This is a genomic window from Enterococcus sp. DIV2453a (assembly GCF_050533535.1).
GTDB classification, from domain to species: Bacteria; Bacillota; Bacilli; order Lactobacillales; family Enterococcaceae; genus Enterococcus; species Enterococcus faecalis.
In genome coordinates this window covers 2,236,529-2,258,319 of record NZ_CP172899.1, presented here as the reverse complement: position 1 = coordinate 2,258,319, position 21,791 = coordinate 2,236,529, and the positions used below count along the sequence as shown (strand labels likewise).

Here is a 21,791-nt window from a genome sequence, read left to right as displayed (position 1 = left end):
AATTCTTGACTCACTCACTTACCCTATGGTAAAGTGAGTGAGGTTAATAATTAACTGTACCGAAGACAGTAGGTGACGCAAGTCTTAATTTCCTACCGAGGACAATTGTTGAGTTATATACAATTCGGTCCCTCTATGTCTACGGTGGCATGGAGTTTTGTTGTTTTACACGACTTTTTGAAAAAAAGCCGATGTAAAACAATACTTGGCGAACGAAGTGAGCGAAGTTTCATTTGATTCTTCTACTTTACATAACGTAAACCAAGTCCAACTCCACCATCAAAATCAGGAGGTGAAATAAATGAGTGAAGCAGCAATCGCTAAAAAAGAAACCCTAGTTCAAGCAGCCGCTGAGAAATTTGAATCAGCAGCATCAGTTGTAATCGTGGACTACCGTGGTTTAACAGTTGAAGAAGTCACTAACTTACGTAAACAATTACGTGATGCAGGCGTAGAAATGAAAGTCATCAAAAACTCAATCCTTTCTCGTGCAGCTAAAAAAGTTGGTTTAGACGGCTTAGACGAAGTCTTTACAGGCCCAACTGCTGTCGCATTCAGCAACGACGATGTAGTAGCACCAGCTAAAATCATCGACGAATTTGCTAAAGATGCAAAAGCATTAGAAATCAAAGGTGGCGTCATCGAAGGAAAAGTTTCTTCAGTGGAACAAATTACTGCGTTGGCAAAACTACCAAACCGCGAAGGTTTACTATCTATGCTATTATCTGTATTACAAGCGCCAGTCCGCAACGTGGCTTACGCTGTCAAAGCAGTGGCAGAGAAAAACGAAGAAGTTGCTTAATTGCAGTCTAATTCAAACAAATAAAAAACAAACAATTTTAATTTAAATGGAGGAAATTCAAAATGGCATTAAACATTGAAAACATCGTTGCTGAGTTAGAAACAGCAACTATCTTAGAACTAAGCGAATTAGTTAAAGCTATCGAAGAAAAATTTGACGTATCAGCAGCAGCTCCTGTAGCAGTAGCTGGACCAGCAGCAGGTGGAGCAGCAGAAGAACAAACTGAATTCACTGTTGAATTAACAGCAGCTGGCGATCAAAAAGTTAAAGTTATCAAAGCAGTTCGTGAAGCAACTGGCTTAGGCTTGAAAGAAGCTAAAGCTGTAGTTGATGGCGCTCCTGCACCAGTTAAAGAAGCTGTTTCTAAAGAAGAAGCAGAAGCTTTAAAAGCTGCTTTAGAAGAAGTTGGCGCTTCAGTAACAGTAAAATAATTCATTCAACTTTTGAATGTTCGAGAACCCTTGTGTTACAAGGGTTCTTTTTTATTAAGCTTTTAAATGGTGGTAAAGTTAGTGAATTGATTGTCAAAATAATCTTTTTGTTTAATAAAGATAAGCATTCATAGCTAAAGAGAAAATCCAGAGGATCTTAACCTCTGGATTTGATAATTTCTATAAGTTCTCGTTATCAATATTATTTGATAAAAAGCAAATTATTTAAATAATGATTGAATAGTAGGTCTATTTCTTTTTATTTTTTATAATGAATATACTAACTAAAGATAGTAAGATGATTCCAATGATGGTAAATAAAACTGATTTTTTTTCGCCAGTACTGGGAAATATCCCCTTTTTGTGCTCGGTTGAACTTGATGTAGTAGCTTTCTTCGAACTGCTTGTAGTTGTTTGTAATGTAGATTCTGTATTAGTAGTATCCGAAGAAACACTTTCAGCACTTTGATTAATTGACGTATAATCGTTTGCTTTTATTTTATCTGCCATTGATGCTAAACCATAATCGCCACGAACATCAGATGGATAATTTTGGTTAGCGTAGTCTACCTTGACTTGATTAATTAAATCGATGAGTGTTTGATCGCTTAAATTATTTACAACATCACTATTTAAATCATATACATAAATTAACGAAAGTCGAATTTGAGGTAAATAATTTTTTAAGTCATCAATCGTTAATGTTGAGTAATCTGTAGAGTAGGAGTCCTCCGGTATAGGTTTCTCACCATATAATTTAGTAATCATTCTCGCTGTTCCACTGACGTCTTGGTTTACAAAATGAAACGAAACTTTTTTTGCGTAGTCCAGTTCGTCATCAGATAAACGATTTATCAAGGTTTCTGTTAAACCATACATACCTACGTAATTAAGAAGTGTTTGACGAAGCGATGGAAGTTCCTCGCTTTCAGCTGTAAGTGCTGTTGAATCAGTTGAAGCATTAATTGTTGTTGCTGAAGTTTCTTGAGTTAAAGAAGTAACTGTTGACTTTTCCACAGAAGCTTCATTAGCCGAATCTTCTGCCCATACATTAGAAACTGATAGTGTGGTAATCGAAACAAAACAAAAGAGTCCTAAAAACATTTTTTTCATTTTAATCATTCCTTTCGTTACCTATTGTAACATTTTTGAAATATTTTTGTAACAATTAAATATTAAGAAAAGCTTAAGAATATATACTAGGTGATAAAAAATATAAATTTTAAACTGTTAATCTATCAAAAAAACGATCCATAGAGAGCACTACATTAGTGTCAAAATATTTCAAAGGTGTTGGTTATAGAAGTACTGTATTCGCTTAATGGTAGTTTCGAGTAAATTAGTCATTATATAAAAGATTGACAAGTATGCTGCATAACGAAAACTTGTCAATCTTTTAAAAGGATAAAAATACAGATTTAAGAATAATGACAATTTATTTTAAGTCAAAAACTGTTGACGATATTGTCGAGGTGTCATCTCTTTTTTCTGGAAGAAAAATTTTGAAAAATAAGAAGGTGAAGAAAAACCTGCTTCAAAACTGATTTCCGTGATGGTTAAGGAACTTTTTCTTAACAGAGAACAGGCTTTTTGCAATTTTAAGTTTTGTACATAGATACTAGGATTTGTTTGTTCATAACGCTGAAACAGCTTAAATAAATAGCTACGATCAATGTTATACTCAGAAGCTAATTGACTAATTGAAAGATTGTTTGAAAAATTTTCGTGAATAGCCATTTTAATTTGGTTAAATAATTGTTGGCTTTGATTTTCGTGCTGTGTAACGGAATGATGCTCTAGATAATTCAACAATTGAAAGCTTTCACTTAAACTGCCAAAATGATTATGTTTCTTCGCTTCTTGGTAAATATTTTTAAATAAACTTTCTAATTTCTTATCAACAGTTCCTTTTAAAATACAATTTTCGGTAGTCAGACCTATTTTTTCTAAATACTGAGACGAAAGATCTCCAACAAAACCGACCCAATGATAGGTCCAAGGATTTTGCCGATTAGGATAATAAATATTGCGACAATTGGCTGGAATCATAAACAAATCACCAGCGGTAATGTGTTGTTTTTCCATAAAGGGTGTTGAAAAATAGCCTTCACCATCGCTACAATAATGCAAAACCCAATAATTAATAGGGGCAAACTCAGTTGGTTTTGTCGGACGGCATTTTTCATAGCCAGCTTCATAAAGATGAAATTCTTGGCTAATAGGTTGATCATTAATCAGGATGCTGACATTATTTGTAAAAACATTTTGCATGCTATCACCTCTTTATAAGAGTATGTAAAGGCTTTCTAAAAGTCAACATCTTTACAAGAAATAGGCAACATTTTTTATTTTTAAAAAACTGTAAGCGTTTTACAATGTGTGAGTACTAATTAATTTGATAAAGAGAGGATGTAGTAAAATGGCAACACATTCACGGGAACGATTAGGTTCTGTCGCATTGATGCTCATGACTTTTTCAGCGGTTTTTGCCTTTCCCAGCATTGTTAACAACAGTATTCAGATTGGCCTAGCAACTATTCCAGGCTATTTATTCGGCTCTATTTTTTACTTTTTACCATTTATTCTAATGATTGCAGAATTTGCTTCTGCTAATTCTGAAAATGAATCAGGTGTTCACAGTTGGTTGGAATCTGTGTTAGGACCTAAATGGGCATTTTTAGGCGCTTGGTCATATTTCTTTGTCAACTTGTTTTTCTTCTGTTCATTACTACCGAATACATTGATTTATGGTTCATACGCTTTTTTAGGTCAAAACGTTTTTCAAGGAAACCATAGTACTAAAATAATTGCAGTGATTTCTATCCTGTTATTTTGGTTAATGACATGGGTTTGTATTAAAGGGGTTTCGTGGATTTCGAAAGTGACTAGCTTAGCGGGTGGTGCTCGTTTATTTATGGGCGTAGCTTTTGTGGTTTTAGCCTTTGTCGTCGTGTTTGGTTTTGGCAATGAGCCAGCACAAGAGTTTACCACGACGTCAATTATGCCAACTTTTAATTGGACTTTTTTCATGACGATGGCGTGGATTTTACAAGCTGTTGGCGGTGGTGAAAGTATCGGTGTATATATTAAGGATGTTAAAGGCGGCAATAAAACGTTTGTCCGCACGATGATTGGTGCAACGATTGCGGTCGGTATCATGTATATTCTTGGTGCCGTTGCTGTAGGTTTGGTAGTGCCAACGGACGTCTTAAAAGGAAATTTTTCAAATGGTATTTTTGATATCTTTAAAATTTTAGGTACGTATTTCCATATTCCCGAAGCAATGATGGTGCGCTTAGTAGGAATTATCTTATTTGTCGGAAGTCTTGGTTCTTTGGCTCTGTGGACGGCAGCACCAGTTAAAGTATTTTTCTCAGAAATTCCTGATGGGGTCTTCGGTAAGTGGCTAGTGAAAACGAACGAAGAGGGAAATCCAACCAATGCTTTGTTAGTTCAAGGAATTATTGTGACGATTTTAGTTGCCATTCCAGCACTAGGAATTGGAAATATGGATAGCTTTTTAGAAACGTTAATTAATATGACAGCTTCTACGTCATTAGTGCCTGTCTTGTTCTTGTTAATCGCCTATATTGGGCTTCGTTGGAAAAAAGAAACAATGCCGAGAAGTTTCCGCTTTGGTAATCGAACCTTTGGCTTAATTGCGGGGATTTTCTTATTAGCCATTTTTATCTTTGTATTCTTTATGTCAACTGTGCCAGATCCAAAATTAATCATGGAAGAAATCAATGGCACGTTACCGAAAGGAACCGCTAGTCCACTGGGCATGTTGGCGTATAACATCATTGGGTTAATTGTCTTTATGGGCTTTGCTTGGATTTGTTGGAAACGATATGAAACAAAAGAAAAAAATGAAGTTGGTAAAGGAGAAATGGATTATGAAGACTTGGGAAAATTATAAAGTAGATAGTATTAATCGGTTGCCTGGACGAGCACACTTTTCGAGCTTTCCCTCGAAAGAAACAGCCTTACTAAATGAAAATAAATATACACAAGCATACAAAAATTTAAATGGACGCTGGCATTTTCTTTTTTTAGAAGCGCCAGAATACAGCCCAGAAAACTTTTTTGCGACGGATTTTGATACAAGCCAAATGGATCAAATCACTGTTCCTGGAAATTGGCAAGTCCAAGGATATGGCAAAATGCATTACTCTGATTTATGGTACAATTTTCCCATTAATCCGCCGTATGTACCAACAGAAAACCCAACAGGTATTTACAAACGAACATTTGCTATAGATGAAACATTTTACGATAAAAAAATCATTTTACGTTTTTGTGGCGTAGATTCAGCTTATCATGTTTGGGTGAACGGCCATGAAGTTGGCTACAGTAAAGGTGCACGAAATGAAGCAGAATTTGACATTACGCCTTACGCTAAAATTGGTGAAAAAAATGATTTAACGGTGCGAGTCTATCAATGGTCAGATGGTACGTATTTAGAGGATCAAGATATGTGGTGGTTAAGTGGTATTTTTCGTGATGTTGAATTACTCGGTGTACCAGAAAATGGGCTGGAAGATTTCTTTATTATTTCCGATTTAGATGATTCGTATCAAAATGGCCACTTGGCAATTACGGGTAAATTTTGGCAAGACAAAGGACAACAAGTTCAATTGGAGTTGATGGATCAGCAGGGAAAAACGGTTCTTAAAGAGACTGTCGCAGGAAATCAAGGTACGGTTGAATTTTCAGCAAGTTTACCGTCTGTCACTGCTTGGTCAGCTGAAAAACCATACTTGTATCAACTATTTATTACTGTTTTTTCTGAAGGGGAAGTCGTCGAAGTTATTCCGCAAAAAGTTGGTTTCAGAAATATTCATGTATCTGGTGAGACTTTCTTAGTCAATGGTGTGGCCATTAAACTAAAAGGAATGAATCGTCATGATTATAATCCGAAAAATGGTCGAGTGGTTAGTCGTGAAGAAATTGAAAAAGATATTCGTTTAATGAAACAATTTAATATTAATGCCATTCGAACCAGTCATTATCCAGCATCTGCTTATTTCTATGATTTATGCGATGAATATGGAATGTATGTGATTGATGAAACTGATTTGGAATGTCACGGCTTTGAATTAACTGGAGAATATGATTGGATTAGTAACGATCCAGAATGGGAAACGGCTTATGTTTCTCGGATGGTACGGATGATTCAACGGGATAAAAACCATCCATCAATTCTCTTTTGGTCGTTAGGAAATGAATCTGCGTTTGGTCATAACTTTATTGAAATGGCCCGTATTGCCAAAGAAATGGATCCAACACGTTTGGTTCATTATGAAGGTGATTTTGAGGCAGAGGTCACGGATGTCTATTCTACAATGTATACTTGGTTGGAACACCCAACTAGAGAATTACTGATGAATACGATTATTGAAAATTCAAAAAAACCGCATATTTTATGTGAATATTGTCATGCGATGGGGAATGGCCCTGGGAATTTAAAAGAATACCAAGAGCTATTTTATGCTCATGATAAATTACAAGGTGGCTTTATTTGGGAATGGTTTGACCATGGCATTGAATCTGTAACAGATAACGGTGAAGTTTATTATCGTTATGGCGGCGATTTCGGCGATGATCCAAGTAACAAAGATTTTTGTATTGATGGGATGTTGATGCCTGACCGTACGCCATCTCCTAGCTTGTATGAATACAAAAAAGTCATTGAACCCATTACAACTAGCGCTATTGACGTTCTGTCAGGTGAATTCTCATTATTGAGTCGGTTTGACTTTGAAAACTTGGCTATCTTTAAGCTGGTTTATACAATTACTGAAGATCAAACAGTGATTCAATCAGGGACAGTAGCAGTGCCAGCAATTGCTGCTAGAGAAGAAGGAAGACTGCACTTACCTTATCATTTAGATTTTCCTAAAAAGGCAGGAGCCGCCTATTATTTAACTCTTTCATATCAATTGAAAGAAACGACTGCCTATGCATCTGCTGGTCATGAATTAGCTACCGCACAGTTTGAATTGCCAATTGCAACACCAGGGATTGAGATCACACCAGTTGGCTCGCTAATGGCAAAGGAAATTGGCCCTCATTTATACATTGAAGGACCAAACTTTTCAATTAATTTTGATAAAGTGAAGGGTGCCTTAACGAATGTGACACGAGATGGTAAAAAATTATTGCATAAAGGGCCGAAATTTACATTTTGGCGGGCACCGATCAGTAATGATATGGAAATTATTGATGAAATGAAGAAGAAATATTTCTTACATTTAGAGCATGAAATTGTCCGTTCTTTTGAGTGGAAAAAAGTTGATGATTTTATCCAAGTCATCGTAAAAACAATTAACGGAACGACTAACAGTGCTTGGCATTATCAATGTACCTATCAGTATTTAATTGCACCAAATGGCGAAATTTTCTTCGATTTAAAAGGTAGTCCTGCTGGTAAAATTGAAAATGCGCCAGATATGTTACCACGTTTGGGTGTGACTCTCCATTTAGACAAGTCTCTATCAGAAGTAAAATATTTCGGTAAAGGGCCGAGAGAAAACTATGTAGATTCACAAGAAGCTGGTTTACTTGGCGTTTATGATGCTACAGTAGCGGAAATGTTCACTAATTATGTTGTTCCACAAGCCAATGGTAACCACATGGCGACTAAATGGTCCGCATTCACGGATGATCGTGGCCAAGGGGTAGTAGCAACAGCGGCTGATTCATATAATTTTAGTGTTTCTTATTTTGAAGAACAAGCGCTAGATGTTGCTAAGCATACCAATGAATTACAAGAAAGTGAGTATGTTGTTTTAAATATCGATTACAAACAAAACGCCCTAGGTAGCTACTCTTGTGGCCAGTGGCAATTAGAAAAATACCGGACTACGTTTGAAGAATTCCAATTGGCATTCCGCTTAACACCTTTTAATAATAAAGAGATTCAAGCAGCGGATGTCGCACATGAACGAGTAAAACGACCAACAATTTCTTAAATAAAAGCTCAGAACAGTGCACTTCGGTCTCCTGTTCTGAGTTTTTTTAATGAAATTATCAGAAATTATTGCTTTTTTTTCATGGAAACAAGCAAACTATTTTGTTATCTAATAAAAGTAGTCCATAATAGTAACATAGCGAATTATTCGCTAGATAAAGCATTTAGGAGGAATTATTTTATGCATACTTTATGGGTTTTAATCGTTGGTGCTGTTATCGGTGCTATCGCTGGCGCGCTTACAAGCAAAGGTCAATCAATGGGTTGGATTGCGAATATCGTTGCCGGTTTAGTTGGTTCATTTATCGGAGAAAAAATCTTAGGTAGCTGGGGTCCTCACGTAGCAGGTATGGCAATTGTGCCATCAATTATTGGGGCAGTAATTTTAGTTGCTGTGGTTTCATTCTTCTTCGGACGAAAAAATAGCTAATTAAGTAAATAATTGTTTAATTAGTTAAAGGAGGTCGGGACAGAACCGTTTAGCTCCGAGAACCAAGTAGGTACTGTTTAACATCTATTTGCTTTGCAAATAGTGTTTCTCAGCAATAAGAAGAAATTTCCGAAAATTATCATAAAACACAACGAGGAACGAGTTGATGTTGCATGATACCTACCCGGTGCTTTTTAATTTTTGGAGACCAAGTAGGTATTGTTCATCATCGAATCACTACGTTCTTCGTGATTCTCAACAATTTCGGCTTATTTCCGAAGGACCTTCAACTCTTAGAGCTTTAGCTCTTAGAAGTTGTTGAGATCGGAGCAACGCGTAGTGTTGGTTCTGTTCCCGCCGTTTATCAGTTTTTGAGCGTGGAGCAAAAATCCAAAGTGATTTTTGTCCCACGCTCCTTTTTTTATTTTCTCGTTAATTTTACGACAACTTCACAACGAGCGGTTTGTGGAAACATATCAACAGATTGTAAATAGTCTACTTGATATACTTTGGCTAATTGAACTAAATCACGTGCTAACGTGGATACATTACAAGAAATATACACCATTTTCTTAGGTGGTTGTTTCAAAAGGGCCGTTAATAATTTACGATCCAAACCAGTCCGTGGGGGATCAACTACAATGGCATCAGGTTTAAAGCCTTCTTTGAACCATTTAGGTAATAAGTCTTCAGCTGTTCCAACAGCATAATGTGTGTTCGTAACACCAAGTCGTTTTGCATTGAATCTAGCATCGTCAATTGCGGCGGGAATGGTATCCATACCACGAACTTGATGCGCTTGTTTCGCTAAACTTAAGCCAATGGTCCCGACGCCACAATAAGCATCAACAACAGTTTCATTTGGTTGTAAATCTAAGGCCTTGATTCCTTCATTATATAAAACTTCCGTTTGTTCTGGATTCAATTGGAAAAATGCTCGCGGCGATAAATCAAAGACAACGTCGTTAATGTGTTCTTCAATGCTTTCTTTGCCCCATAAGTGAAGGGTATCATCACCCATTACTAGAGAGGTTTTTTTATTTTGGACATTTTGCATAATAGAAACAACTTCTGGTAATTGTTCATTAATTGCGCGAACCATTTTTTCTTTTTGTGGAAATTTCTGCGATTGTGTAATGAACACTACTTGGACTTCGCCAGTTTGGATGCCCACTCGAACCATTAATGTTCGAAAGATACCACTATTTTTACGTTCATCATAAATTGGTAATTGAAAGTCATTCAATAAATCAACTAATGTATTCATCACCTTGGTTGTCGCAGGCTGTTGGACCAAACAGTTATCAATCGGTACTAATTGATGTGAATCAGCTTGATAGAGACCAGCTTCTACTTGGCCATCGATTTGGCGTAATTGGAATTGGGCTTTATTTCGATAATTCCAAGGATTCTCCATCCCAATTGTTTTTCGTAGTTCATAGTTTTGATAATTGGCTGGTTTAAATTTGTTAAGCGCCTGCTTTAATAAATCTTTTTTAAAGTCTAATTGTGCTTTGTAGGCTAAATGTTGTAGTTGGCAGCCGCCACATGTTTCATAGACAGGACAAGGAGGGACCACGCGATCTTTAGCAGCTTTTTTGACAGATTGAAGGGTTCCTTCAGCAAATTTGGGTGTAACATTTGTGATCGTGGCAGTCACTTCTTCTTTCGGTAGCGCCCCAGGAACGAAAATAATTAATTTTTTATAATAGCCGATACCTTCGCCATTAATTCCTAATCGTTTAATTTTTAAAGAAATTTGTTGGCCTTTTTTTACTAGTTGTTGGGTCATATTCTTTCATCCTTTAGTCATCTCACATTTTTCACTTCCTCCCATTTTAGCACATTTTTATTTATTTGGCTTCCAAGGATTCTATGGTATAGTAGAATATATGTTCTGATTTAGAGGGGCAGGAGAATAAGATGACAACAATCACACGAATTAGTAAAGATAAAGGTGAATTTTATCTACTTTGGCTATCTTCAGGCGAAAAACTGCGTGTCTCGGAAGATATTTTAGTACGGCAGCGTCTGCTAAAAGGCCAAGAGTTATCAGATACTTTAATAGAAGAAATAAAAAAAGCTAGTTCTTATGATGTCGGGTTACAAATGGCGATGAATTACTTAAGCTATCAATTACGTTCAAAGAAAGAAATTTTTACTTATTTAAAAGAGAAAGAAATTGTACCTGAAGATCGAGTAAAAATCGTTCAACGTTTAGAAGAGCTGCGGTTGTTGGATGATGCAATTTTTAGTGAAAGTTACGTACGGACAGCTATGCGAACCAGTGATAAGGGACCACGAAATGTGGCACAACAATTAAAGCAAAAAGGCATTAGTGAAGAAGATATTCAGCATGGCTTGACCTTTTATACGTTAGATGAACAGCTTAATGTTGCCATAGCAACTGCAGAAAAGGCCATGAAACGCTATCGAACTAAAAGTTTTAAAGATGCACTACAGAAAACGCGTCTGCATCTGATGCAAAAGGGCTTTACAAATGAAATCATTGATCTAGCCTTGGAATCTTTAGCTTTTGAAAAGGACGAAGAACAAGAACAACAAGCGTTAAACAAGGAAGGCGAACGTTTATGGCGTGCCAATCAGCGATTTGATTTTTCTAAAAAAGTCCAAAAAGTCAAACAAAGCTTATTCCAAAAAGGGTTTGACTATGATTTGATTCAGCAATTTATTAGCGAAAAGGAAGTAGAACATGACGAATAAAGAGCCTTGGGAGGCGTGGAGTCCCGAAAAAGTTAGTTCATTCCAGGAAGATTTTTTAGCTTGGTATGAACGAGAAAAACGCAATTTACCTTGGCGAGCGAATACAGATGCATATCGTATTTGGATTTCTGAAATTATGCTACAACAAACTCGCGTAGATACAGTCATTGATTATTTTTATCGATTTATGGAATGGTTTCCGACGATTCAAGATTTAGCGGAAGCGCCAGATGATAAGTTGTTGAAAGCTTGGGAAGGGTTAGGTTACTATTCACGAGCGCGTAATTTAAAAGTGGCAGCGCAACAGATTGTTTCAGAATTTGGTGGGAAAATGCCTGACACAATCGAAGATATTCGGAGTTTAAAAGGAATCGGCCCCTATACGGCTGGTGCGATTGGCAGTATTGCCTTTAATCTCCCCGAACCAGCAATTGACGGTAACGTCATGCGGGTAGTGAGCCGTTTATTTGAAATTGATGCAGATATTGCAAAAGCGAGTAGTCGTAAAGTATTTGAAGCGGCGATGCTTAAAATCATCGATCGTGAGCGTCCAGGGGATTTTAATCAAGCTTTAATGGATCTAGGCTCAGCCGTCTGCACCCCAACTTCCCCTAAGTGTGAAAGTTGTCCGCTTCAGCAATATTGTGCGGCCTATCAGGCAGATAAAATGACCGCTTATCCAGTCAAATCAAAAAAAGTTAAGCCGAAAGATGTGTATTATGTCGGCACTATTATTGAAAATAAAAAGCAAGAATTTTTATTAGAACAACGCCCTGAAACCGGTTTGTTAGCCAATATGTGGCTGTTTCCGATTGAAGAAATTAGCAAAAAACAATTTCAACAATTGCAAAAACTGGCGCAACCAGCAGAAACGGAAAAACAATTAACTTTAGAGTTAGAGCCTGTAACAGAGCCTTTGGTCGCTGAAGAACCTGTCAATGTTTTTGCTGACTATGAAACAGTTGTCTGGCAAAAACGTGCCTTAGGCGAAGTCGTTCATATTTTCAGTCATTTAAAATGGCATATCTTAGTCTTTTATGGCCGAAATACAGGCGAATTAGCCACACTAGAGTCGCAGCGATGGGTGGCAGCACAACAATTTTCAGAGTATGTTTTTCCAAAACCACAGCAAAAAATGGTGGAATTGTTCAAAAAAGAACACAAAAATAAATAACAAAAAAGAGAGGCTTTTAAACAAACAAGCCCCTCTTTTTTGTTTCCTCTAGGTTATACCCCTATATAAATTCTGCTATGTTTAGTTTTGAAGGGGACTGGTAAGATAGACTTGTCTCTTGTCTGCTTAGAGGAGTAGTAATGATGGTGGAGACTTTTCAAGAGAGAGGAAGTACAGCCAATGAGTAGGAAGCGAAAAATCAGCTTAATTAGTTTAGTCATCATTTTGTTTTTTGTCACAGTCGGCTCAGCATACTTTGCTGTAGCGGGTAGCTATTTAAAGAAAACGATTGATAAAGGCTATGTCCCCATAAAAAATGATTATACTGAAGCGCAAAATAAAGATAGTCAATCGTTTTTGGTCATGGGTCTAGACAATACAATTGAACGGAAATTAGGCACAACTAGGACTGATGCTATGATGGTGATTACCGTGAATAACAAGACGAAGAAAATAACCTATTTAAGTTTGCCACGGGATAGTTTTGTTCAAATTGATGCGAAAAATTACCAAGGGATGCAGCGAATTGAAGCTGCCTATACCTACGATGGACCAACAGCTTCTGTTAACACCGTTGAGAAATTATTGAATATTCCAATCAATCATTACGTTGTGTTTAACTTTTTATCTTTTATTAAGTTAATTGATGCGGTTGGTGGCATAGATATCAATGTCAAGCAGGCGTTTGATGGTGTTACCAAAGACGGGCCAGGATCCATTCATTTTGATGCAGGGAAACAGCATTTAGATGGTACGAAAGCTTTATCTTATGCCCGTGAAAGACATAGCGATAACGATATTATGCGTGGATTCCGACAACAAGAAATTATTCAAGCAGTTGAAGACAAGTTGAAATCTGGTCAATCAATCATGAAAATAATGGACATTATTGATTCGTTAAATGGAAACATTCAAACTGATGTGGATTCCAATGAATTGACTCATTTAGTCAAAGAAGGTTTGACTTGGACCAATTATGATAAACAACAGCTTTCTTTTGACTGGCGCACTTTTAGTAATGAAGGGCGCAGTATGGTTGAACTATATCCAGATAGTATTGAAAATGTCCGTCATCAATTACGTGTGTCTTTAAATTTAGAAAAGCCAGATGAACGAGATCAAGACGGCTATGTCTTCCATACGAACGGTGAATTTTTATATCAAAGTGATTATACCGTTCAAGATGAAGCAGCTGAGGAAAACGAAATGACTTCCATCAACGGCAATACGTATATTGGTGTTCCTGGCAATACACAGACTGGCCCGTTGCCATCAGTTAAAACGGAAAATGGCTTTATAAAATAATTTATTTTCCAAGTGTAGAAAATCCGAACATAACAGATTAAATAATCCGCTTACTTATTATTCTTCTAAGGAAAAAACGAAGGATTTTAGCAAGGAAACAGCGTATCATTTGATATAAACCCAACATTCCCTTTATAATGAAAGTAACAAGCAAATTTTTGTTACTTAGAAGGGGAAGGGAGCAAGGAGTTATGTTTAGTTATACAGATACCATTTTGTCAATTATGCAAAGAATTGAAGTATACAACGAAATTTTCAAAGCCATCTCTAAAGAAGTTCAAGAATACGGTTGTAATCAGGCTGCACATCGGAGAGGCCGTGACACTTATATGTTTTGCCGAAATAATGTGAATCGTTTTTTTACAGAAGAAATGATGTTTCGTAAAAATTTAGAGCCGTATTATGATAAAGAAGCAACGAAAATCTTGCTAGAAGGATTAGATACGTATAAAGAAGGAGTATTTTTCTGGTTAGAGGCATTAAGTGAATCTTGCCAAGTGACAGATGAATTGAAATATCAATTAGGAATCCGCCAAAAAGAATCCTCTTATTTATTAATTAATCAAGCTTGTAAAGAAGCCTGTGAGGGCATTCAAAGCGCTCATAGTGTTCATAAGATGTAAAAAGTTAGGGATAGCTGTCAATCTGGCAGTTATCCCTAACTTTTTTATTTCAATATCATCTGATAAGCATAACGTTCGCCATCGTTAACATCTAAAATCACGTCACCTTGATAAACAAAGCCAGCTTTTTTAATCAGGTGCTGCATAGCGAGATTTTGTGGATGTGTATCGATTCGAATATCAGTAGCACCTTGCAAACGAGCGGCTGTAACCAGTGAGCGCAAAAGCACCAAAGCCAGTCCTTGACCTTGAAAGGAACTTTTTAAAGCAACACGATGAATTGCCGTATACGTAGTTTGAGAATGAGGTTGCCAAGAACCATTAAAAATCGCTTCATAAGCAGGATCAATCTCCGAACATAAAACACCAACGCCTGCCAAGGTATCCTCAACCATTAAAATATAGCAAGTTTGCTGGTCGATATCTTTTGCTAAAATTTCTTGATTCGGGCCATCGCCGTTTTGCCATTGGGGAATGCCACTTTTTTGTAAGGTGCGGCGTCCATCTTCAATGATAGCAAGGATGTCAGGCAAATCAGAAGGTTCTGCTTTTCTTAAGTAAACAGTCAAAAAATATTCCCTCCTCTTAGAAACCTGTTGTTGTTTTCAATTGGTAAATTTTTGAAGGGCGGCCAATGCCAACGGGACGTTCACCTAACTCTTCAAAATATTGTGTCATGGCTTTTTTAAAATTTGAATGGTCAATGCTGCGATAATCAACGCCGAGGAACTTCGCAAAAACTTTACGGGCTTCCGTAATGGTGAAATCTTTTCCTAAGACTTGAAGCACTTGCGGTTCATGTTCCATTTTATCAACAACACGATTAAACGCCTTAATTATAATTTCACTATGGTCGAAGGCTAATGTATCTTTACCAAGAGAGGCCGCTGTTTTCAAGTCTAAAGTAATTTCCACATCTTCATGAGATAACGTGATATGTTGACCATGCCGTTCAAGATTGAACCAGTGGACTTCTTTGGCATCGTCGCCAGCAATTAAAGGTTCTTCACCAATAAAGGCTAAATAGCTGACTGTCACGACCCAGCCACGAGGATCACGATCTGGGCGACTAAAGCTGTGTAATTGTTCAATATTTTCTTGAGAAATCACCACACCAGTTTCCTCTTTTGTTTCTCTTAAAACACTATCTTCAGTAGATTCGTTACGATTAACAAAACCGCCAGGAAGCGCCCATGAGTTTCTAAAGGGGTGACCTTTACGTTGAATCAGTAAGACTTTTAATTGATCAGCTTCCTTGTTGTAACAAAGAAGAACCATATCAACGGTTAAAGAGGGTTTTTCATATTCAGGTAATTCTTGTTGATGATACCAAGTTAAAAACTCTTCTAAGCTAGCTTGGCGTTCATAATAATTTTTTTCTTCGGCTTTAGAAGCAAATTGTGGCACAATTGCTCCTCCTTTCAAAAAGAAACATGGTTTTCTTTTATTGTATCATTAAGTGGCTGAAATACAATATTCAAGCGTAAAAAGAAAAGCAAGCCTGGGACAAAAATCACTTTGGATTTTTGTCCCAGGCTTGTACTATAAGAAGTTTGTTCTAAACGTTGTTTATTGTGTTAATTCTAATAATTTATTTTTCAAATCTTCTTCCATATGGCCAAGTTCGATTTCGGCAGCTTGGCGTTTTTCTTTTCCTTCTTGTTGAATACGTAATGTTTCTTGGATAGTTTCAATTAAATCATTTTGTGTTTTTTGTAATGTTTCAATATCGACTAGGCCACGTTCGTTTTCTTTTGCTGTTTCAATTGCAGAAATTTTTAGCATTTCTGAATTTTTCTTCAGTAAGTCATTGGTGGTTTCAGAGACTTGACGTTGAGCAGTCACAGCATCTTTTTGACGGAGTAAGGTCAAGGCGATGACTACTTGGTTTTTCCATAACGGAATCGCTGTATTCACCGATGATTGAATTTTCTCAGCCAAAGCTTGGTTAGTATTTTGGATTAAACGAATTTGTGGGGCTTGTTGAATCGTAATTTGACGAGCCAAGCGTAAATCATGGGTTCTTTTTTCTAAACGGTCTAGGAATTGGTTATAATCATTAACAATTTGGACATCCATTTGATCCCCAGATTCTTCCGCTTTTTTCATGGCTTCAGGGATAATTTGCGTCCGTAGTTCTTCTGCTTTTAATTCCCCAGCGGCAATATAGATGTTTAAGGCATCAAAATAATCTTTATTTTTTTGATACAATTGATCTAACATGGCATTATCTTTTAAAAGACCATCTTTTTCATGGGTTAATTTGACAGCAATTTTGTCAATTTGCGCACCAATTTTTTGATATTTGGCGGTAATTTCGTAAACGGATTGTTTGACTTTACCTAACATTTTTTGAATAAAGTTGCCTTCGCCAGCACGTAATTCATTGGGATTGGCTTCATTTAAACGAAACATTAGATCGGTCAGTGAATCACCAACAGGACCAATGTCTTGTGCTTGAACGTGGTTTAACATCGCTTGCGAAAATTCGCCGAGTTTGATTTGGGCATTTGAACCATAGGTAATTACTGCTTGTGAATCTTGGACGTCAATTATTGAAGCTAACTCTTTTGCTTGGGCTTGACGTTCTTGTGGTAATTTATCAATTAAACGAGGAGCTGCTTGCTGTTCTTTTAACTCAGATAGTTCATTTTGTTGCGTTGGTGTTAGTTCATCCATTGATGAAAATGGATTACTTAATAAATCGTCCAATGTATTGGTTACAGATGTTGTTTCTTTGGGTTGTTGCTCAGTCATTTTTTTTCCTCCCTAATGATTATTGCTGGTCTTCGTTTACTTGAGGTGATTCCTCAGTTGCAGCTTTTTGCGACAAGCTGCTTTTAGCGATCGACATTTCGACATCTAAATCGTCTAAGTCATCGGAAACGATTTCCTCATAATCATTTTTAACTAATTTTGACAATTGGTCAATGATTTGTGCGCTTTCTTCTAATTTTTCATACGTTTGTTTGTTTTTAACTTCATGTTGTTCGATTTCTAAATGCTTACTTGTTAAGTCAACGATATTTGGTAAATGTGTATAGAGAAAGTGATTGGCTAAGTGTAACTTTTTAGGTTCTTTCACTAACTCTTTAAACAGAGCTTTAGAAACCTTCGTTGTATCATTACGTAAGTCAATCGCCCGTAATTTAGTTGAACGATTCATGTTTTCTTGTAATTGTATGATTTGTTTTTTGGCTGTGCTCATTGTACTTCTGAAAAAATCAATTTCTTGTGGAGATAACCCCAACTCACGATAATGAGCTTCTTTATCTTTTGTTAAGTAAGGCATTTGATCGCTCTTGTCGGCGGCATTTTTCTTTTTTTGATAGAGAACGAATACTAAAAAGCCTACCAGAATCACAAAAGCGAAGAAGCCATATTCTCTAGCGACAGCAATGATTAAGGCTCCTAAAAGAATATAGCCAATCAGTAATTTTGTATTTAATTTGTTCATTTATATAGTTCCTCCTATCTATCTAATCCTCGAAAGAGTCAGCTCTCGTTACAATAGTTATTTTAGCATACTCTGTGAGAGAAAAGACATACAGCGGAAGATGTATTTTATGATTTAGTGAAATCCTAAGAAAAAAAGTATAAAACGCAAAAAAAGACCCGTCCTAATTGGGGGTAGGACGGGAAAGGAGTTAAAAATGAAAAAGTGTTTTGTTAGGGTTGTTTGTTGGTATGCTTAAATAATACAAGGAAGTTGTGAATTTTTTATGTCTATTTTTTTTCGAAAATGTAATTTTTTTCTAAAGCAATAAATTTTTTTCTTTGAAAAGGGTTTAACTAGAGAAGAAGGGGTGCGATTTTTATCATTTTAGGGTATGATAAACAAGAAAGGTTGGTGAAAGATATGTTAAATTATGAGGACTTCGAAGAAAAAACACTTCAACGTCGAGAAATTTTTAAAGGAAAGATTATTGATGTTTTTTTGGATGACGTGGCTTTACCGACAGGCGGCACTGCTAAACGCGAATTGGTTTTTCATTCAGGCGCAGTAGCTATGATTCCGTTAACCGCAGAAGGAAAAATCGTCTTAGTTAAACAATTTAGAAAACCCTTGGAACAAGTAATTTTAGAAATTCCGGCGGGAAAAATTGATCCTGGAGAAGAAAATCAACTGGAAACGACGGCTATGCGGGAATTGGAAGAAGAAACTGGGTATCGTGCAGGTCAGCTCACCTACATAAATTCAATGTATCTGTCACCAGGATTTGCTAATGAAAAATTGGCTCTCTATTTGGCAACGGATTTGCAGAAAGTCGAAAATCCGCGTCCTCAAGATGAAGATGAAATCTTGGAACTTTACGAGCTAACAATAGCTGAAGCCAAAGCAGAGGTGGCAAAAGGCACGATTTGTGATGCCAAAACACTTTTTGCTATACAATACTGGGAATTGTATTTACTGCAGAGACAGTTTAAGGAGGACACGCAATGAGCAAAGGTCCGTTAGTCACTCGGACAGAGCTTCGCAAACGCAGAGAAGCAGAAGAAAAAGAAGCGGAACGTCGTCAGCAAGAAGAGCAGAAACTGGCGGAAAAAGCGTATAAGCGAAAAGAAAAAGAAATTTCGACGTTTTATCGTAAAGAAAAGAAAAAACAAAAACCGATCAACAAGTCACGAGTAGGAGAATACTCGAAGCGTCGAGAACGGAGTACTTGGTTAAACAAGGCAATTATTATTGTAGCGATTTTATTAGCCGTTGTGGCATATATCGTTTTGAATTTATAGAAAAGAGGAATCACTATGAAAATTGGAATTATTGGAGCAATGGATCAAGAGGTCAAAATTCTAAAAGAAAAATTGACAGACACGATGTCATGGGAACGAGCAGGCGCTTTATTTGTTTCTGGTTCGTTAGGAAGACACGAGGTGATTGTGGTTCGTTCAGGAATTGGTAAAGTGGCCTCAGCTGTGACCACGACTTTATTGATTCATCAATATGGCGTAAATATGGTGATTAATACCGGTTCTGCTGGTGGTATCGGTGAAGGACTAAAAGTTGGCGATTTAGTCATTGCAGACAAATTAGCTTACTTTGATGTTGATGTCACTGGTTTTGGTTATGCCTATGGACAATTGCCTGGTGGTGTGCCTTTGTATTTTGAAACAAGTGAATACTTGCGGATGGAAATTGCGAAAGCTGCTGAAAAAACTGGTTTAGCTATTCGTAAAGGATTGATTGTTACTGGAGATACTTTTGTGGATAGCGCTGAGAAAATCGCCAAAATTAAGAAAGAGTTTCCTGAAGCCTTAGCTTGTGAAATGGAAGGCGCAGCAATTGGCCAAGCGGCTTCACAGTTCAATATTCCATTCTTAGTTGTACGGGCAATGAGTGATACAGCAGATGGCGAAGCAACTCAAAGCTTTGACGAATTCATCGATGAAGCTGGGAAAAAATCAGCCGAAATGGTTATTCAATTTGTCGAGAACTTAGTTTAAAAAGAGAAAGAAACAGCCATCATTTCATCAATGAAATGATGGCTGTTTCTTTTTGCTTGTTGTCATTTAATGAAAGGTTTTTAAATACTGTTCTTTTTGTTTGCGCGTTAATTTTTTAAAGGCGGCTTCGGCTTTGGTGGCCGCGCTACGTGTTTCAAATTTCTCTGTATGAATCATTTTGACTGGCCGTCGTTTGGCTAATCGAGTATATTTTGCACCAGTTCCGCTATTATGTTCGGTTAATCGACGTTCTGGCTCAGTTGTATAGCCACCGTAAAAGGAACCATCTTGGCAAAGTAAAACATAAAAATAATGGGATTTCTTATTCTCCATACAGCATAGCCTTCATTTCTGCTTCGTATTCGTTCTTCTCATTGTATGTAAAAAGAGGTGGTAACACACGAAAACCGTCTTTTTTACCTTGCTTAATACCTTCAATTAGTAAAACATTGGCTTCTTTGCCTGGCTTCGGATAAACAAACCGAGCTTTTTTCGGCGCAATATTGGCGTTTTCCATGGCATGTAAAATATCAAGGAAACGATCAGGACGATGAACCATTGCGAGGCGACCATTTGTTTTTAATAAATCCGCCGACACAGTGACCACTTCTTGAAGAGACGTGTGAATTTCATGACGGGCAATCGCTAAATGCGGGTTTGGATTTTTTTGGCTAGTTGGTCGTTCTTTAAAGTATGGGGGATTACATAGTACTAAATCAACAGAATCTTTTTTGATGACTTCTGTCGCTTGTTTTAAATCACGTTCATACATCGTTACTTGTTTTTCCAATTTATTTAATAGAATACTTCGTTGACCCATATCTGCCAAACGAGGTTGTAATTCGATTTGGTCGATCATTGCAGCTGTTTTCCGACTAACGAAGAGGCCGACCGCGCCATTGCCAGCACACAAATCGACAATCTTGCCTTTTTTTGGTAGTTGCGGAAAATTAGCCAATAAGACTGCATCAATGGAAAAAGAAAAGACTTCTTTGCTTTGAATAATTTGAATATCATCCGCATATAATTGATCAATCCGTTCGCCGGATAATAACATAGATTAAGAACCTCCAACTTTTCATCTGATTGTTCATGTATTATACTACTTTTAAACCCGTATGACAAAATCTGTTCCCTAGATTAATAGGGACATGTTATTTCTCTGATTGATAGACGTAAAAAAAGCTTGTCAAAAGGTAGAGCTTTCGGCATACTAGAAAGCGGAGAGAAGAAAGGAAGAAAATTATGTTTTTTACATTTATGCGTGGCGTGGTTCGCGTCATTTTATTTGTGATTAATGGAAATGCACATTATGAAAATAAAGAAAAATTACCAAAAGACCAAAACTATGTCTTAGTTGCGCCGCATCGAACATGGTGGGAACCGCTGTATTTAGCTGTTGCTGGCAGTCCTAAGAAGTTTAGTTTTATGGCAAAAAAAGAGTTGTTTAAAAATCCTGTTTTACGTTTCATTTTAAAACATGCGAATGCGTTTCCGGTGGATCGTGAGAAGCCCGGTCCCAGCGCGATTAAAACACCTGTCAAAATTTTAAAAAATTCTGATTTAAGTTTGATTATGTTCCCTAGTGGCACGCGTCATTCCTCAGAATTAAAAGGTGGGGTAGCCTTGATTGCCAAAATGGGGCGAGTACCTATCGTGCCATCTGTTTATCAAGGTCCGTTAACTTTAAAAGAGTTGTTTAAACGTAAAAAAGTAACGGTTCGTTTTGGGGAGCCAATCGATATTAGCGATATTAAAAAAATGGATAAAGACGGTTTAGCTGAAGTGGAACGTCGGATGCAAGAAGCATTTGATCAGTTAGATAAAGAAATTGATCCAACTTTTAAATATGAATCAACGGAGAAAGAATAAAACAAACCG

At 36.9% G+C, this 21,791-nt stretch carries 22 protein-coding genes and 1 other annotated feature; of the genes, 13 read left to right on the top strand and 9 right to left on the bottom strand.

Annotation, left to right across the window (positions count from 1 at the left end; all coding sequences use genetic code 11):
• Positions 1–41: 41 nt before the first annotated feature.
• Positions 42–171: a sequence feature (ribosomal protein L10 leader region), on the top strand.
• A 130-nt stretch (positions 172–301) separates the two neighbouring features.
• Positions 302–802: a 50S ribosomal protein L10 gene (gene rplJ, locus IGK03_RS10915; RefSeq protein ID WP_002356426.1), complete on the top strand. Its 501-nt coding sequence runs from the start codon at positions 302–304 to the stop codon at positions 800–802.
• A 62-nt stretch (positions 803–864) separates the two neighbouring features.
• The gene (gene rplL / locus IGK03_RS10910; RefSeq protein WP_002356427.1) at positions 865–1,233 is read left to right on the top strand and encodes a 50S ribosomal protein L7/L12; all 369 of its coding nucleotides are present in this window, start codon (positions 865–867) and stop codon (positions 1,231–1,233) included.
• 249 nt (positions 1,234–1,482) lie between these two features.
• Here the strand turns inward: rplL and IGK03_RS10905 are convergent, their stop codons facing one another.
• The gene (locus tag IGK03_RS10905; protein WP_179143011.1) at positions 1,483–2,355 is read right to left on the bottom strand and encodes an LPXTG cell wall anchor domain-containing protein; all 873 of its coding nucleotides are present in this window, start codon (positions 2,353–2,355) and stop codon (positions 1,483–1,485) included.
• A 318-nt stretch (positions 2,356–2,673) separates the two neighbouring features.
• A complete protein-coding gene (locus IGK03_RS10900) occupies positions 2,674–3,504 on the bottom strand; it encodes an AraC family transcriptional regulator (protein WP_002356429.1) in 831 nt (276 codons plus the stop codon).
• 148 nt (positions 3,505–3,652) lie between these two features.
• Between IGK03_RS10900 and IGK03_RS10895 the strand changes: the two genes are divergently transcribed.
• From IGK03_RS10895 to IGK03_RS10885, 3 genes are all read left to right on the top strand, one after another.
• Complete coding sequence (locus tag IGK03_RS10895) at positions 3,653–5,152, top strand: amino acid permease (protein WP_010713143.1); 1,500 nt, start codon at positions 3,653–3,655, stop codon at positions 5,150–5,152.
• The gene (gene ebgA, locus IGK03_RS10890; RefSeq protein WP_162782959.1) at positions 5,085–8,207 is read left to right on the top strand and encodes a beta-galactosidase subunit alpha; all 3,123 of its coding nucleotides are present in this window, start codon (positions 5,085–5,087) and stop codon (positions 8,205–8,207) included. Before IGK03_RS10895 ends, ebgA begins: the two co-directional genes overlap by 68 nt.
• A gap of 180 nt (positions 8,208–8,387) precedes the next feature.
• Complete coding sequence (locus tag IGK03_RS10885; RefSeq protein WP_002356434.1) at positions 8,388–8,636, top strand: GlsB/YeaQ/YmgE family stress response membrane protein; 249 nt, start codon at positions 8,388–8,390, stop codon at positions 8,634–8,636.
• A gap of 421 nt (positions 8,637–9,057) precedes the next feature.
• Here the strand turns inward: IGK03_RS10885 and rlmD are convergent, their stop codons facing one another.
• Positions 9,058–10,428, bottom strand: coding sequence for a 23S rRNA (uracil(1939)-C(5))-methyltransferase RlmD (gene rlmD, locus IGK03_RS10880; RefSeq protein ID WP_002359466.1), 1,371 nt, complete (start codon positions 10,426–10,428; stop codon positions 9,058–9,060).
• 131 nt (positions 10,429–10,559) lie between these two features.
• Here rlmD and recX point away from each other — a divergent pair, with 131 nt between their 5' ends.
• The 4 genes from recX to IGK03_RS10860 all read left to right on the top strand — a co-directional run bounded on the left by recX (position 10,560) and on the right by IGK03_RS10860 (position 14,462).
• Positions 10,560–11,360, top strand: coding sequence for a recombination regulator RecX (recX, locus tag IGK03_RS10875; protein WP_010713146.1), 801 nt, complete (start codon positions 10,560–10,562; stop codon positions 11,358–11,360).
• Positions 11,350–12,534 (top strand): A/G-specific adenine glycosylase, encoded by a 1,185-nt coding sequence (gene mutY, locus IGK03_RS10870; RefSeq protein ID WP_016618101.1) that lies wholly within the window; start codon positions 11,350–11,352, stop codon positions 12,532–12,534. Before recX ends, mutY begins: the two co-directional genes overlap by 11 nt.
• 180 nt (positions 12,535–12,714) lie before the next feature.
• On the top strand, positions 12,715–13,839 hold the full coding sequence (locus IGK03_RS10865) for an LCP family protein (RefSeq protein WP_033625435.1): 1,125 nt from the start codon (positions 12,715–12,717) through the stop codon (positions 13,837–13,839).
• A gap of 137 nt (positions 13,840–13,976) precedes the next feature.
• On the top strand, positions 13,977–14,462 hold the full coding sequence (locus IGK03_RS10860; RefSeq protein WP_002356444.1) for a hypothetical protein: 486 nt from the start codon (positions 13,977–13,979) through the stop codon (positions 14,460–14,462).
• Positions 14,463–14,506: 44 nt separating this feature from the next.
• Here IGK03_RS10860 and IGK03_RS10855 read toward each other — a convergent pair whose 3' ends face one another.
• The 4 genes from IGK03_RS10855 to IGK03_RS10840 all read right to left on the bottom strand — a co-directional run bounded on the left by IGK03_RS10855 (position 14,507) and on the right by IGK03_RS10840 (position 17,919).
• Positions 14,507–15,031 carry a GNAT family N-acetyltransferase gene (locus tag IGK03_RS10855; RefSeq protein ID WP_002356445.1) on the bottom strand — a complete coding sequence of 175 codons (525 nt, stop codon included), beginning with the start codon at positions 15,029–15,031 and terminating at the stop codon, positions 14,507–14,509.
• A gap of 16 nt (positions 15,032–15,047) precedes the next feature.
• Complete coding sequence (locus tag IGK03_RS10850; protein ID WP_002372290.1) at positions 15,048–15,869, bottom strand: NUDIX domain-containing protein; 822 nt, start codon at positions 15,867–15,869, stop codon at positions 15,048–15,050.
• A 162-nt stretch (positions 15,870–16,031) separates the two neighbouring features.
• Positions 16,032–17,219 carry a toxic anion resistance protein gene (locus tag IGK03_RS10845; protein WP_202334895.1) on the bottom strand — a complete coding sequence of 396 codons (1,188 nt, stop codon included), beginning with the start codon at positions 17,217–17,219 and terminating at the stop codon, positions 16,032–16,034.
• A 19-nt stretch (positions 17,220–17,238) separates the two neighbouring features.
• Positions 17,239–17,919: a 5-bromo-4-chloroindolyl phosphate hydrolysis family protein gene (locus IGK03_RS10840; protein ID WP_016634573.1), complete on the bottom strand. Its 681-nt coding sequence runs from the start codon at positions 17,917–17,919 to the stop codon at positions 17,239–17,241.
• Between the two features lie 402 nt (positions 17,920–18,321).
• Between IGK03_RS10840 and IGK03_RS10835 the strand changes: the two genes are divergently transcribed.
• From IGK03_RS10835 to IGK03_RS10825, 3 genes are read left to right on the top strand one after another with little or no spacing between them, the layout of a single operon-like run.
• Positions 18,322–18,906 carry an NUDIX hydrolase gene (locus tag IGK03_RS10835; RefSeq protein ID WP_002356449.1) on the top strand — a complete coding sequence of 195 codons (585 nt, stop codon included), beginning with the start codon at positions 18,322–18,324 and terminating at the stop codon, positions 18,904–18,906.
• Positions 18,903–19,199, top strand: a complete 297-nt coding sequence (gene macP / locus IGK03_RS10830) for a cell wall synthase accessory phosphoprotein MacP (protein WP_002356451.1) — start codon at positions 18,903–18,905, stop codon at positions 19,197–19,199. The genes IGK03_RS10835 and macP overlap by 4 nt, the downstream gene beginning before the upstream one ends.
• A gap of 15 nt (positions 19,200–19,214) precedes the next feature.
• Positions 19,215–19,910, top strand: coding sequence for a 5'-methylthioadenosine/adenosylhomocysteine nucleosidase (locus IGK03_RS10825; protein WP_010817572.1), 696 nt, complete (start codon positions 19,215–19,217; stop codon positions 19,908–19,910).
• Positions 19,911–19,976: 66 nt separating this feature from the next.
• Here IGK03_RS10825 and IGK03_RS10820 read toward each other — a convergent pair whose 3' ends face one another.
• Together IGK03_RS10820 and IGK03_RS10815 are read right to left on the bottom strand one after the other, a co-directional pair.
• The gene (locus IGK03_RS10820; protein ID WP_002356455.1) at positions 19,977–20,243 is read right to left on the bottom strand and encodes a GIY-YIG nuclease family protein; all 267 of its coding nucleotides are present in this window, start codon (positions 20,241–20,243) and stop codon (positions 19,977–19,979) included.
• Entirely contained in the window at positions 20,233–20,967 is a 735-nt protein-coding gene (locus IGK03_RS10815) for a tRNA1(Val) (adenine(37)-N6)-methyltransferase (protein ID WP_010821789.1), read from the bottom strand. The genes IGK03_RS10820 and IGK03_RS10815 overlap by 11 nt, the downstream gene beginning before the upstream one ends.
• Before the next feature lie 188 nt (positions 20,968–21,155).
• Between IGK03_RS10815 and IGK03_RS10810 the strand changes: the two genes are divergently transcribed.
• Complete coding sequence (locus IGK03_RS10810; RefSeq protein WP_002356461.1) at positions 21,156–21,782, top strand: lysophospholipid acyltransferase family protein; 627 nt, start codon at positions 21,156–21,158, stop codon at positions 21,780–21,782.
• The last annotated feature ends 9 nt before the right edge of the window (positions 21,783–21,791 follow it).

Coding starts and splice junctions, on each gene's coding strand:
- macP (WP_002356451.1), top strand. CDS start 18,903: ATGAGCAAAGGTCCGTTAGTCACTCGGACAGAGCTTCGCAAACGCAGA.
- rplL (WP_002356427.1), top strand. CDS start 865: ATGGCATTAAACATTGAAAACATCGTTGCTGAGTTAGAAACAGCAACT.
- IGK03_RS10895 (WP_010713143.1), top strand. CDS start 3,653: ATGGCAACACATTCACGGGAACGATTAGGTTCTGTCGCATTGATGCTC.
- IGK03_RS10900 (WP_002356429.1), bottom strand. CDS start 3,504: ATGCAAAATGTTTTTACAAATAATGTCAGCATCCTGATTAATGATCAA.
- rplJ (WP_002356426.1), top strand. CDS start 302: ATGAGTGAAGCAGCAATCGCTAAAAAAGAAACCCTAGTTCAAGCAGCC.
- IGK03_RS10865 (WP_033625435.1), top strand. CDS start 12,715: ATGAGTAGGAAGCGAAAAATCAGCTTAATTAGTTTAGTCATCATTTTG.
- IGK03_RS10815 (WP_010821789.1), bottom strand. CDS start 20,967: ATGTTATTATCCGGCGAACGGATTGATCAATTATATGCGGATGATATT.
- rlmD (WP_002359466.1), bottom strand. CDS start 10,428: ATGACCCAACAACTAGTAAAAAAAGGCCAACAAATTTCTTTAAAAATT.
- IGK03_RS10845 (WP_202334895.1), bottom strand. CDS start 17,219: ATGACTGAGCAACAACCCAAAGAAACAACATCTGTAACCAATACATTG.
- IGK03_RS10860 (WP_002356444.1), top strand. CDS start 13,977: ATGAAAGTAACAAGCAAATTTTTGTTACTTAGAAGGGGAAGGGAGCAA.
- IGK03_RS10840 (WP_016634573.1), bottom strand. CDS start 17,919: ATGAACAAATTAAATACAAAATTACTGATTGGCTATATTCTTTTAGGA.
- ebgA (WP_162782959.1), top strand. CDS start 5,085: ATGAAACAAAAGAAAAAAATGAAGTTGGTAAAGGAGAAATGGATTATG.
- mutY (WP_016618101.1), top strand. CDS start 11,350: ATGACGAATAAAGAGCCTTGGGAGGCGTGGAGTCCCGAAAAAGTTAGT.
- IGK03_RS10835 (WP_002356449.1), top strand. CDS start 18,322: ATGTTAAATTATGAGGACTTCGAAGAAAAAACACTTCAACGTCGAGAA.
- IGK03_RS10885 (WP_002356434.1), top strand. CDS start 8,388: ATGCATACTTTATGGGTTTTAATCGTTGGTGCTGTTATCGGTGCTATC.
- IGK03_RS10905 (WP_179143011.1), bottom strand. CDS start 2,355: ATGATTAAAATGAAAAAAATGTTTTTAGGACTCTTTTGTTTTGTTTCG.
- IGK03_RS10820 (WP_002356455.1), bottom strand. CDS start 20,243: ATGGAGAATAAGAAATCCCATTATTTTTATGTTTTACTTTGCCAAGAT.
- IGK03_RS10825 (WP_010817572.1), top strand. CDS start 19,215: ATGAAAATTGGAATTATTGGAGCAATGGATCAAGAGGTCAAAATTCTA.
- IGK03_RS10810 (WP_002356461.1), top strand. CDS start 21,156: ATGTTTTTTACATTTATGCGTGGCGTGGTTCGCGTCATTTTATTTGTG.
- recX (WP_010713146.1), top strand. CDS start 10,560: ATGACAACAATCACACGAATTAGTAAAGATAAAGGTGAATTTTATCTA.